This window comes from Sulfitobacter sp., assembly GCF_039977885.1.
Lineage (GTDB): Bacteria > Pseudomonadota > Alphaproteobacteria > Rhodobacterales > Rhodobacteraceae > Sulfitobacter.
The window spans coordinates 215,942-227,614 of sequence record NZ_JBDWCI010000008.1 but is presented as its reverse complement, the minus strand read 5'-3'; the positions used below and the strand labels follow the sequence as shown (position 1 = coordinate 227,614).

General features: G+C 59.8%; 13 protein-coding genes. 5 read left to right on the top strand and 8 right to left on the bottom strand.

The annotated features are described in order from the left end of the window. Positions 1-91 precede the first annotated feature (91 nt). The 7 genes from dtd to ABJM03_RS05745 form a co-directional block, all read right to left on the bottom strand. On the bottom strand, positions 92-535 hold the full coding sequence (gene dtd, locus ABJM03_RS05775; protein ID WP_348416266.1) for a D-aminoacyl-tRNA deacylase: 444 nt from the start codon (positions 533-535) through the stop codon (positions 92-94). Further along, a complete protein-coding gene (locus ABJM03_RS05770; protein WP_348416264.1) occupies positions 532-1,209 on the bottom strand; it encodes a nitroreductase in 678 nt (225 codons plus the stop codon). Before ABJM03_RS05770 ends, dtd begins: the two co-directional genes overlap by 4 nt. Next, the gene (locus ABJM03_RS05765; protein ID WP_348416262.1) at positions 1,206-2,321 is read right to left on the bottom strand and encodes a TFIIB-type zinc finger domain-containing protein; all 1,116 of its coding nucleotides are present in this window, start codon (positions 2,319-2,321) and stop codon (positions 1,206-1,208) included. Before ABJM03_RS05765 ends, ABJM03_RS05770 begins: the two co-directional genes overlap by 4 nt. Positions 2,322-2,476: 155 nt before the next feature. Then, positions 2,477-3,586 carry an SPFH domain-containing protein gene (locus ABJM03_RS05760; RefSeq protein ID WP_348416260.1) on the bottom strand — a complete coding sequence of 370 codons (1,110 nt, stop codon included), beginning with the start codon at positions 3,584-3,586 and terminating at the stop codon, positions 2,477-2,479. A gap of 77 nt (positions 3,587-3,663) precedes the next feature. Next, complete coding sequence (locus ABJM03_RS05755) at positions 3,664-4,593, bottom strand: DUF2927 domain-containing protein (RefSeq protein ID WP_348416258.1); 930 nt, start codon at positions 4,591-4,593, stop codon at positions 3,664-3,666. A 44-nt stretch (positions 4,594-4,637) separates the two neighbouring features. After that, a complete protein-coding gene (locus ABJM03_RS05750; protein ID WP_348416257.1) occupies positions 4,638-5,822 on the bottom strand; it encodes a toxic anion resistance protein in 1,185 nt (394 codons plus the stop codon). A 31-nt stretch (positions 5,823-5,853) separates the two neighbouring features. After that, positions 5,854-6,735, bottom strand: a complete 882-nt coding sequence (locus tag ABJM03_RS05745) for a 5-bromo-4-chloroindolyl phosphate hydrolysis family protein (protein ID WP_348416255.1) — start codon at positions 6,733-6,735, stop codon at positions 5,854-5,856. Positions 6,736-7,217: 482 nt separating this feature from the next. On the opposite strand from ABJM03_RS05745, the gene ABJM03_RS05740 reads away from it, so the two are divergent. After that, positions 7,218-7,355, top strand: coding sequence for a hypothetical protein (locus ABJM03_RS05740; RefSeq protein WP_348416253.1), 138 nt, complete (start codon positions 7,218-7,220; stop codon positions 7,353-7,355). Between the two features lie 7 nt (positions 7,356-7,362). Here ABJM03_RS05740 and ABJM03_RS05735 read toward each other — a convergent pair whose 3' ends face one another. Beyond that, positions 7,363-8,427, bottom strand: a complete 1,065-nt coding sequence (locus tag ABJM03_RS05735) for a pseudouridine synthase (RefSeq protein ID WP_348416251.1) — start codon at positions 8,425-8,427, stop codon at positions 7,363-7,365. A 63-nt stretch (positions 8,428-8,490) separates the two neighbouring features. Between ABJM03_RS05735 and ABJM03_RS05730 the strand changes: the two genes are divergently transcribed. From ABJM03_RS05730 to ABJM03_RS05715, 4 genes are all read left to right on the top strand, one after another. Next, on the top strand, positions 8,491-8,940 hold the full coding sequence (locus ABJM03_RS05730) for a nucleoside deaminase (protein ID WP_348416249.1): 450 nt from the start codon (positions 8,491-8,493) through the stop codon (positions 8,938-8,940). A 169-nt stretch (positions 8,941-9,109) separates the two neighbouring features. Continuing rightward, positions 9,110-9,397 (top strand): Asp-tRNA(Asn)/Glu-tRNA(Gln) amidotransferase subunit GatC, encoded by a 288-nt coding sequence (gene gatC, locus ABJM03_RS05725; RefSeq protein WP_348416247.1) that lies wholly within the window; start codon positions 9,110-9,112, stop codon positions 9,395-9,397. Continuing rightward, positions 9,397-10,887, top strand: coding sequence for an Asp-tRNA(Asn)/Glu-tRNA(Gln) amidotransferase subunit GatA (gene gatA, locus ABJM03_RS05720; RefSeq protein WP_348416245.1), 1,491 nt, complete (start codon positions 9,397-9,399; stop codon positions 10,885-10,887). Before gatC ends, gatA begins: the two co-directional genes overlap by 1 nt. 38 nt (positions 10,888-10,925) lie before the next feature. Next, positions 10,926-11,669 (top strand): hypothetical protein, encoded by a 744-nt coding sequence (locus ABJM03_RS05715; RefSeq protein ID WP_348416244.1) that lies wholly within the window; start codon positions 10,926-10,928, stop codon positions 11,667-11,669. Positions 11,670-11,673: the final 4 nt, after the last annotated feature.

Here is an 11,673-nt window from a genome sequence, read left to right as displayed (position 1 = left end):
CGGAGTGCTGGCCCGCAAACCATGTTCATAAGACTCAAGATGCGGGCCAATGTGGTCCGCATTTTGTTTGTGCGAGGTGGGGGTAGGGGCGCTAGTCCTCAGTATCGAGCCAGATCGTCACTGGCCCGTCATTTGTCAAAGCAACAGACATATTCGCGCCGAACTCTCCCGTTTGCACGGGGATGTTCAGGCCGCGCAAGGCCTCGGCGAAGTGCAGATAGAGCGTTTTCGCCACATCGGGTTTTGCCGCATAGGAAAACCCGGGCCGTGTGCCGCGTGATGTATCTGCGGCCAGAGTGAATTGGCTTACGACCAATGCTGCCCCGCCGGTTTGAGCAAGGCTCAGGTTCATCTTTCCCGCATCGTCCTTGAACAGCCGCAGCTTTGAGACCTTAAGCGCAAGCGCTTCGGCTGTGGCGGTGGTATCCTCGGGCATGGCACAAACAAGGATCAGAAACCCTGCGCCGATTTCTCCGATAACCTCGCCTTCGACCGTCACAGAGGCGTCGGTGACCCGTTGCAGCAGCGCCCTCATTCGTCGTGCCAGCGGATGATTTCATCCGTCTCTGCGCGAGGGGTGCGGAAACTGTTGGCGGGATCGTCTTTATCTTCATATCCCAGCGAGATAGCGCAAAGGATCAACCTGTCTTGCGCAATTCCAAGGTGCTCCTTGAGAAGAGGGGCATAGGCCGCGATGGCGGCTTGCGGTATCGTGGCGATCCCGAGCGCGGTCGCCGCCAGTGTGAAGGCCGTAACAAAGCCACCAGTATCCATGGCACCATAAGGGCCCAGCTCGGCGGGGCTGTGCACGATGGCGACATGAGGCGCGTCAAATAGCGCATAATTGCGCAGCATTTGTGCCTTACGACCGGCGCGGTCGGCTTTTTCAACACCGACGGCTCTGTACAGTTGGAAGCCGCAGTTGCGCCGCCGCTGGCCGTACGCACCGCTATAACGCGTGGGCCAGTCCAGATCAGGCGTCATGGGGGTGCCTTTGGCCGCTGTGTCTATCAATGCGGCGCGCAGACGTTCGGTGCCCGCACCTTTGGTGATATCGACTTGCCAAGGCTGCGCATTGCACCATGACGGCACGTGGCGGGCTTCCTGTACGATGCGTGTGAGGTCGGCATCGGGTACAGGATCAGGCAGGAAGGCGCGGCAGGAACGGCGGTCGTGCAGAATCTGGGTCAAAGTGTCGATGGCGGTCATAGTCGTCCGTTCTGCGCGTAGAAATAACCGAGGATCGCTGCGGCGATGAGCCCTGCGAGAACGGCGAATGTAATCTTGATCGCGGAGTAGGGGCGTTCCCCCTGCACGCGGCCTGTGCGCCCGTTTACGACAAAGCGGTAGGTCTTGCCGCGGTATTTATAGGCGGCAAGCCAGACAGGCAACAGGATGTGTTTGAAGGTCATATTGCTGAGGTCGACATCCATCGAGTGGATGCGCTGACGGTCGCCGCCGATGTCGAATTTGATATCCCGCTCGATCATGGCGTGCATCCGTGCCTGCGCCTCGTCAAACCCTTCATCGAGGGCCACAGTATAGCCTTCAGCGCGAAAGCCTGCGAGGTATTCGGGGGCATAGGGCTCAAGCGCTGCCAGATCCCATGGCTCTAGCGCGTCGGTGAACCGTTTGGGCAGCGACCGCGACCCAAGCACCAGCACATCATCAAAGAACCGCGCCACACGGCCCGAGGTGCTGCGCCAGCGTATTTTGGGCACGCGGATCTGTTGGCGTTTGCCATCGCGGATAACGGTTTGGGTTACGTAATAGACAGTCCCGCGTTCACCGGTATAGCGGGTGTCGCTTTGCGCATCATAGGTCCAATAGGGCACATAGATGCCGTCCATCTGGCGACCCTTGCGGGCATAGGCCTGTAGCCCGTTTGGCGCAAACCATAAGCTGCCCAGCCAATCGACCATCGCATCGCGGGCGGTTTGCTCGGGCAGGGCAAAGGGCAGCACGGCGCGTGGTTTGATATGACGGTGCACGCCGGTATCAACCACCACAGGGGTGGCGCAGAAAGGGCATTCCGCTGCTTGGGTATCGGCGTCGAATTCTACCTGTGCCGCGCAATTGGGACATTGGCTGACGCGAGTTTCTTCCATCTCGGCACTGCCCAGCGTTTGGGACAGGCCGCGCCGCAGGTCGAGCTCGGCGATGGCGCGAGCGTTGGTCCATACGGTGCCGATGCTTTGGGTGTTGCCGCAGTGGTCACATTGCATCACCCCGCCAGCGGGATCATAGCGCAAGTCAGAACCGCAGGTGTCACAAGGGAACCTATGTTCTTGCAGGACGGTATCAGGGGTGGTGTCTTGCACAGTGCGGGCCTTTGGCTGTGGTCTGAAGAGGTACACCAGCATCTAGCTTGTGTAGGGGCTGGTCAAGGCCGGCACCTTGCCGGGCCTTATATCAGCAGGTAGCGAATGCGCCGCCCCGTCAGGGGAGGCGCAGGCATGGCGCCCTGATGAAGGGGCTAGGCCGCCGGTGGCGGCGGTGGTGGCATCACGGTAAACAACTGCGCCAACTCACGTACATCTTCGGCACGCAGCCAGCCGTCCTGACCCGCCGTCCAGACAAAGCTTTCGCGGGTCAATGTGCCTTCGGTTGCCATGCGCCCCATCTTGGCCTTGGAAAACGGGCCTGTTGTTTGACCATTCACGGCGATGTGCCAGACATGTTCGACCGGTGGAGGGGGCGGCACCGCGGCTGCCGCCTTTGTTGGGGCGGCACCCCATGGGCCACCAGCAGCGGCTTGCGCGCCCAGTTGCATCCCGAGCCCCGCACCAAGCCCGGCCTGAATTGCGGCGGCACCTGCGCCCTCTTGGCCCAATCCTTCGGCAGCTTGAAATTGCATGTACTGGTTCAAATCACCGATCACCCCCATGGACGAACGCTTGTCCATGATCTCTTCGACCTTGGGGGGGAGCGAGATATTCTCGACGTAAAGCTCGGGCAGGGCGAGGCCGTATTCGGCCAGCTGTGCTGCAATCTCACCGCTGATCAGTTTACCCAATTCGCGGCTATTGGCGGCCATGTCGAGCACGGGGATCTGGCTGCGCGCGATGGTGCGCGAGAATTCCTGTACGATGATATTGCGGATCTGGAAGCTGATTTCATCCATGGTGAATTCGCCATCCGTGCCGACGATCTCGCGCAGGAATACCGCAGGGTCCGTCACGCGCACGCTATAGGTGCCAAAGGCGCGCAAGCGCACGGGGCCGAATTCAGGATCGCGCACGATCACAGGGTTCTTCGTGCCCCATTTGAGGTTGTTGAACCGCGTGGTGTTGACGAAATAGACTTCGGATTTGAACGGGGATTTAAAGCCGTGATCCCAATGTTGCAGGGTCGTCATGATCGGCATGTTGTTGGTTTCGAGCATGTAAAGACCGGGGGTGAACACATCAGCCAGTTGGCCTTCGTGCACGAATACGGCTGCTTGCCCTTCACGCACAGTCAGCTTTGCACCGTATTTAATCTCGTGATCTTCACGCTCGAACCGCCAGACCATCGTGTCGCGTGTGTCGTCGGTCCAGTGAATGACATCAATGAATTGGCCGGAGAGAAAATCGAAAATGCCCATGGGATGTGGTCCTTGCATGTAATTGCAGTCAACTTATGGCGCGCCGGAGTGCTTATCAAGGCAGCAGCCCTGCTGCGCTAAACCGGTCCGCTGTCGCCGACCAGTTCGTTTGCGATTTGCTGTACGGTTGTGCGGGCCTCATCGGCGGTCTGCCCGGGCTTGAGCCGTGGATCATAAAGCATCTTGAGCAGCAGCTCGTCATGGCGGGTCAAAAGCGCGAATTCATCGTCATCATTGAAAATAGAAGGCCGCGCGCCGGGGCTGTCGTTGGCAAGGCCAAGCCCTTGGGCTAGCTCTTCGTGGATGCACGACAGACGCAGCAATGAGGGGTTTTCGGCGCGGATTACAGCCACAGCCGCTGTATAGACATTGGGACCGGAACCACCGGAATAAGCGGCAACCACGCAATAGGCATCGCGGCGCAGATCTACAAGCGGCCCAAGGCTGCTGAGCGAGATGCCCGGCACACGCGCGGCAGCGGTTGCCAATGCGTCGGCGCGGTCGTCTTCACCGGCGACGATGACAATGAAATTGGGATCCCCCCCGACCGAGATCGGGTGGCGGGTAACCCGGGCCAGCCTGCTTGCATAGCTTTGGATGTTGGCCGCGTCGCTGCGTTGTTGTGAGGGTGGTACGCCCGCGCCGAATATCACTTCCATGCGGACAGGGGCCTGCCAGCGCCGCAAGGGGCTCGCACCGCCACGGCCGCTGAAATTACTGTCGTATTCGTTGAAAAAGGCGACCTGCTCAAAATTCCGCGCAAGCATGGTGCTGGTAAAGGGCGTGTCTTCGCCGCCACCGTCACGGCGCAGCAATCCCTGACCAAGCTGGGCAGTTTGCACCTGATTGAGATAGCTGCGCAAGGCGGCGCTTGCTTCCGAGGTGGGGCGGGCCACTGTGGGTGCGGGGGCGACAGGCGCAGGGCGATCGGGCCGCGCAAGCGGTTTAAGAACCGGATCAACCGGTGCAAGGGACGTCTGCGTACAGGCGCTGATGCTCAAAGCCATCAGCGCCCTGGAGGTCCATTTTATGCCCTGCACTGCCGTCATGCCTAGGTGTTAACCGTATCGCCCAAGCCGGTCTTGGTGGCTTTGGCCGCGGCCAGCGTATCGCGCAGCTTGGCCTCCATTTCCCTCAGCTCGACCTCGGCTGCGGCGCGTTTGGCTTTGCCCGCATCCGCGATTTGCAAGCTTTCTTCGATGGTGCCGATCAGGTCGGCATTGGCCGCTTTGACCGCTTCGATGTCGAATACGCCGCGCTCCATTTCCTCGCGGATGACCTTGTTGCTGTCGCGCAGGTTCTTGGCGTTGGAGGTGAGCAGTTCATTCGTCAGATCGTTGGCTTCGCGCACCGCGGCGGCGGCTTCGGCAGAGCGCTGGATGGTGACGGCTTGGGCCAATTGTGTTTCCCACAAAGGCACAGTGTTCACGAGGGTCGAGTTGATCTTGGTCACAAGGCTTTTGTCGTTTTCCTGAACCAGACGGATGGAGGGCAGGGACTGCATGGTGACCTGACGTGTCAGTTTAAGGTCATGCACACGGCGCTCCAGATCGTCGCGCGCGGCGCGCAGATCACGCAGCTGTTGGGCAACCATCACCTGATCTTCTTCGGCGGCGGCGTTCACCTCGGCCTCTTTGGCGGGGATCACGGTCGCGTCCAATTCGGCTATTTTGGCCTCACCGGCGGCGATGTAAAGCGCCAGCTCGTCATAGAACTGGAGCGTCTTTTCATAGAGCATATCAAGCGATTTGATGTCCTTGAGCAGCGTGTGCTCATGGCTCAGCAGGTTGTCGGTGATCTTGTCGATCTGTACTTGGACCTTTTCAAACTTGGCGGTGAATTTCGCAAAAGGAGCGGCGCGCCCGATCAGTTTCTCCCACCAGCTGCGTTCGCGGCGCACGTCGAGCTCGGATACCGAAAAGCCGCGGATGGTGGTCACAATCCCGCGCAGGCTATCGCCCGCAGGGCCGACATCCTTGTTGCGCACATCTTGCAACATCGCTTGCGAGATTTCCTGCAGTTCTGCCTGCGCAGCAGAGCCAAAGCTGATGATCGACTGCGTGTCGTCCATGTCCAGCTCGTCCATGCGGGCGCGGATTTCGGCGGACAGCGGCGCGTCGGCTTGCTCTAGCGTGGTGACAGCCTTGGCATCCATGGGTTCAGGCAGGACGACGGCAGTGACTTCTTCGACCATTGCAAGAGATTGCGAGGCTTTTTGGCGAACTGTTTCAGACATAGTGTTTTCCTTGTTTTGGGGCGTTGTGGCGTCAATCCAGACGTAGACCCTCACGCGACAGCCGCTCGCGCAGCACGTCAATTTCGACATTCAGATCGCTGCGGTCATCAAGCAGCGATTTACGGTTGCGGGCGGCAAAGTTCTTTTCGAGATCATCAAGAAGTGCCAGATAATCGGCCCGTGCTTGGACATCCTGATTGCGGGCGTAAATGTCGGAGAATTTTGCAGTCGCGTCTCGTGCGCCTTGCAAATAAACACCCAGATACTTGCGCGTGGCGGTCAGGTCTCGGGGGTCTTCTTCGACTGTGCGGATCAGTTCGCGCGCGGTGTCGACGAAATCTTCCAGCCGCGCGGCAGACTGGCGGTCGCCTGCGCGCAGGATTGTTTCGCGCATGGTTGTCAGATGCCGCTCGGCCTCATCTACCACGCGGGCGACGCGGTCCTGCTGGAAGGTATCGACCCCGTCCATGCCTTTTGACTGGAGCGGGTCCGGCCCGAAAGCTACCAGATACAGGCCGCCGGCAATAATGCCATACAGAAGCGGCGAAAGGGTCGGAACGGTTGCAATGTCTGACATCACAGCCATCATCGCGCCGATGCCACCAACCACAGAGGCTACAATCTTGCGCGGGAAAGCAGGGCGGCGGGCGACTTTGCGCGCGTTATAGGCCGCTTCGGCCCGCAGGCCGCCCCGCATCAGCCATGCCGCGAGGGTCAGCGCCGCAGCGCCCACCAGTGCGATCAACAGCTCAAGCGCAGGATCGGCGATATTGGTTGCCACCAACACCAAAGCGGGAAGAAAGAGCACATTCGCGCGTCCGCCAACAGGATCAACCGATACCTGCCGTCTACGGCTGCTGCCGGTTTCTGTATTGCTTTCAGGGCTGAATTTGCCACCAAACCGTTTAGCCATGCCTAAAGCCCTCCGAGCCAGCCAGAGCTGACACCGAATAAAACCACGATCAGGGCCACGTAAGCGGCTTTTCGAAATGGTGCTGGTCCCATCGTTCCCCCAAGCATGCAGGGCAACTTTGCCCAGCCTTTTCTATCTTAAGCACCCCTCGCCGGGTATTCCAGTGCCGCTGGCACCTATGTGGTAGCGTAATACGCATGCAGGGAGATCCTGCTAGGAAAACGGTCAATGCTGCAAGTGCCAAGCCGTAAAAACGACCTTGTGGCTTTGTATATCAAGGCCGCAACTGCGGTTTGATATGGGCAAAGCCAGCCAGCTTTGATGCGTTCTCCGGCTCTAATACCCTTTTAACCCGAACAGTGCAGAATGTGAATTCTGTGAACGGGGGGAAATGCCCGGGGATTTATCCCTGAAAGGCAGCTCGTGAATTGGTTAATATATTCGAAATGACCAGTTGAACGATTGAATGAGGGGATGTGGAAATGCAGCAAAGACGATTGATCGATACCCGCAAGCCGGTACTTACCCGTAGTGCCGCATCCCAGCGCAAGCGCAAGCTGCGCATGATGTCGGTCGCCCTTGTGGCAGCAGTTTCTGCCACATTTGTGTTGCGCGGCTGATCGCGGCCTAGGATCCTTTACGGGGTGGCTTGCCACCCGCCGGTGGGCGCGATTTCGCGCCGCTGCTGGAGAATTTGCGCGGTTTTGGCGCGACACCTGCTGCTTTGCGCGCCGCGTCCCGCTCTGCTTTGGGGGGGCGATAGGACTTTGCGGGTTTACCGCGCGCAGGCTTGCCCTTGGGTTTGCCGGTCGGGCTGTCTTCTTTGGGTCGGGGCAGGCCGGGCTGTCCGGGGCCGCCAAAATCACCCTTGTGGGGTGTGCGCCGTTTAAAGCTGCGTTTGACCTGTGTCGGGGCGGCAGGTGCTGTGCCCAACAGAGTTTCGGCTTCGGGTCCCAATTGGTCGCGCAATACTTTGCGGCGCACTTCCTCGACCTCACCGGGTTTCACATCGCCCAACTGGAACGGGCCATAGCTGACGCGGATCAAGCGGTTCACGCTTAGCCCGATCTCGTCCATCGCGCGCCTGATTTCGCGGTTCTTGCCTTCGCGCAGCCCCACAGTAAGCCACGCGTTGGCCCCTTGCTGGCGGTCCAATACGACTTCCATCGGCTGGAACGGTTCGCCATCTGCGATGATGCCCTTGCGCAGCGGCTCAAGCGCTTCGTCGGTAGGGCGACCGTTGACGCGTACGCGGTAGCGGCGCAGCCAGCCGGTCGACGGCAGCTCTAGCATGCGTTTGATGCCACCGTCATTGGTAAGCAGCAGCAACCCTTCGGAGTTAAGGTCAAGCCGCCCAACGCTCATCACGCGTGGCATGTCAGCGGGCAAGGCATCATAGATGGTCTTGCGGCCCTTTTCGTCACTGTCCGATGTCACCAGCCCTGTGGGCTTGTGGTACAACCACAGGCGCGCAGGTTCCGGCTGGCCCACGAGTTTGCCGTCGACGGTGATACGGTCGGTTTCCGTCACATTGAGCGCAGGAGAATCGATGATCTTGCCATTCACCGAAACGCGGCCGGCCTCGATCATGCGCTCGGCCTCGCGGCGGCTGGCCACACCAGCGCGCGAAAGGGTTTTTGCAATGCGGTCGCCCTTGGGCGCATCCGCGGCGGAGGAGGAGTTATCATTCATGTGTTGAGCCATAGCGCAACCATGCCCCTTGCGAAAGGACGCGTTTTGCCCGCATCAAGGGGGATGAGCTTTAAATCCTACATGGATATAGCCCTGCAAGAGGCGCAGGATGCGGCCGCGCGCGGCGAAGTGCCTGTTGGTGCGGTCGTCATCTCGCCGGAGGGCGAGGTGATTGCCCGTGCCGGCAACCGCACCCGTGAGGATAATGACCCGACAGCCCATGCCGAAATGCTGGCCATCCGCGAAGCCTGTGCGCGGATCGGGTCCGAGCGGCTGGGCGGTTGCGCGCTTTATGTGACGCTAGAGCCCTGTGCGATGTGCGCCGGGGCGATTGCGGCGGCGCGCATCGGGCGGCTCTATTATGGAGCCTCTGATCCTAAATCAGGCGGTGTGGCCCAAGGTGCGCGGGTGTTCGCGCATCCCCAGTGTCACCACGCGCCCGAGGTCTTTGATGGCATCGCCGAGGAAGATTCTGCCGCGATGCTGACGGCGTTTTTTGCCGCACGGCGTTAAAGCATGAAGTGGCCCGGTGCCGTGAAATCGTGCGATTTTTGCGCCTATGCGGGGTGGTAGGCGGGCCATATCCATATTTTGCGGTCGGCTGTGCGCTGTTGGCGATCCCCATGACTTGCGACAGTCGCGTCTGCGCGTTAGAGGACAAGCAAGCGAAAGAGGAAATTCCATGTCCATAGACGAGAGCACCGCCGCGCGGGTGGCGAAACTGGCCCGCATCAAAGTAGGGCCTGACGCGCTGCCGGCGCTGGCGCAGGAGTTCAATGATATTCTGGGTTTTATCGAGCAGCTCTCGGAAGTTGACATCGAGGGCGTTGAACCGATGACCTCTGTCACGCCGCAAAATCTGGCAACCCGTGCCGATGTGGTCGCCGATGGCGATCAGCAGGCGGCGGTATTGAAGAACGCGCCCGACGCGCGTGAGGGGTTCTTTGCTGTGCCGAAGGTGGTTGAATAATGACTGATCTGAATAAACTGGGCCTTGCAGAAGCCCGCGATGCGCTGCGCAAGGGCGATACCACTTCCAAAGAGCTGACACAGGCCTGCCTGACGGCGATTGAAGGGGCAGGGTCGCTGAACGCGTTTGTGCACCACACGCCCGAAATTGCGATGGAACGTGCGGCTGCGGCTGATGCACGCCTGCAGGGCAAGGATGATGCGCCGGCCATGTGCGGTCTGCCAATCGGGATCAAAGACCTGTTTTGCACCAAAGGTGTGCCGTCTCAGGCGGCCTCGCGCATCCTCGAAGGGTTCAAGCCCGAATACGAATCAACCGTCAGCCAGAACCTTGCAGATGCGGGGGCTGTGATGTTGGGCAAGCTCAACATGGATGAATTCGCCATGGGTTCGTCCAACGAGACATCTGTTTACGGCAATGCAGTCAACCCGTGGCGGCGCGACGGCGAGGACACAGCGCTCACGCCGGGCGGCTCCTCTGGTGGCTCTGCGGCAGCTGTTGCTGCGGACCTTTGCCTTGCGGCGACAGGCACGGACACCGGTGGCTCGATCCGCCAGCCTGCGGCCTTTACCGGTACGGTTGGGATCAAACCTACCTATGGCCGCTGTTCGCGCTGGGGTGTGGTGGCGTTTGCGTCCTCATTGGATCAGGCAGGCCCGATGACCAAATCCGTGCGCGATGCGGCGATCATGCTCGAAGCCATGTCGAGCTACGATCCCAAAGACAGCACTTCTGCGAATCTGGCTGTGCCGAATTTCGAGGCAGCCCTGACCGGCGACATGCGCGGCAAAAAGATCGGTATCCCGAAAGAATACCGCATGGAAGGTATGCCCGCCGAGATCAGCAAGCTTTGGGAAGACGGCACAGCGATGCTGAAAGATGCAGGTGCCGAGATCGTGGATATCTCGTTGCCGCATACAAAATACGCGCTGCCTGCCTATTACGTGATCGCCCCAGCCGAGGCATCCTCGAACCTGGCACGTTATGACGGTGTGCGTTACGGCCACCGCGCCAAGCTCGACGCAGGTGACGGCATTACCGAAATGTACGAAAAGACTCGCGCCGAGGGCTTTGGCGCGGAGGTGCAGCGCCGTGTGATGGTTGGGACTTATGTTCTGTCGGCCGGTTTCTATGACGCCTACTACAATCGCGCGCGCCGTGTGCGCACGTTGATCAAGAAAGATTTTGATGACGTCTTTGCGGCGGGCGTTGATTGCATCCTGACACCGGCCACGCCTTCATCGGCTTTTGGTCTGGGCGAGATGATTGATGCAGACCCGATCCAGATGTACCTCAATGACGTGTTTACCGTGACGGTGAACCTTGCCGGATTGCCGGGTATTGCCGTGCCGACAGGCACCGATGCCCAAGGTCTGCCATTGGGTTTGCAGCTGATTGGTCGTCCATGGGAAGAGGGCGAATTGCTGTCATCCGCCTATGCGCTCGAACAAGCGGCGGGATTTGTGGCCAAACCGTCCAAATGGTGGTAATATGTCCCAATGCGTAATGAGGAAAGCAGGCTTTTGAGATGATGAATGTTCGATTCGTGCTGGGTACATGCGCCTTGGCAGCGCTGGCGGCATGCCAGCCGGCTGTGCCCGAGGATAGCCGTTTTGGCGTTGGTTTTGATCAGACATTTGACCAGCAAAGGGTCAACCGCGACAGCGCACTGACGACGCCGGTTCCGGCGTCACCAAGCGTGAGCGCGCAGCCTTTGCCAGTGGCTGGTTCTGCTGAGGACACAGCGGCGCAGACAGCTGCTATTCTCGCAAGTACCGGACAGGTGCAGGACGCAGAGCGCCTGGCGGCAGCGGCCAATAACTCGGGCATCCCACCGCTTGAGGCGAGCCCGTCCAATCCTCCACCTGCTGTTGTCGACAACACGACAGGCATCAGCCGCGAAAACAACTTTGACGCGGTATCAGGGCAGCGCACCATCGAAAGCGATGCGGCGCGTATTGCGGCCAATCGTGCGCGGTATCAGGTGATACAGCCACAGGCGCTGCCACAGCGCAGCACATCCGAGCCGAATATCGTGGCTTATGCGCTTTCGACGACAAACCCGGTAGGCAACAGCATCTACAGACGCAGTGTCTTTAACACCCAGAACAAATTCCTGCGCAACTGTGCCGCGTTCGGTGGTGAGGATCTGGCCCAGATTGCCTTTCTCAAGGCTGGCGGACCAGAGCGCGACCGTCAGGGATTGGACCCTGATGGCGACGGCTATGCCTGTGATTGGGATCCTTCGGCGTTCCGCAACGTAGCCGGCTAGGAAG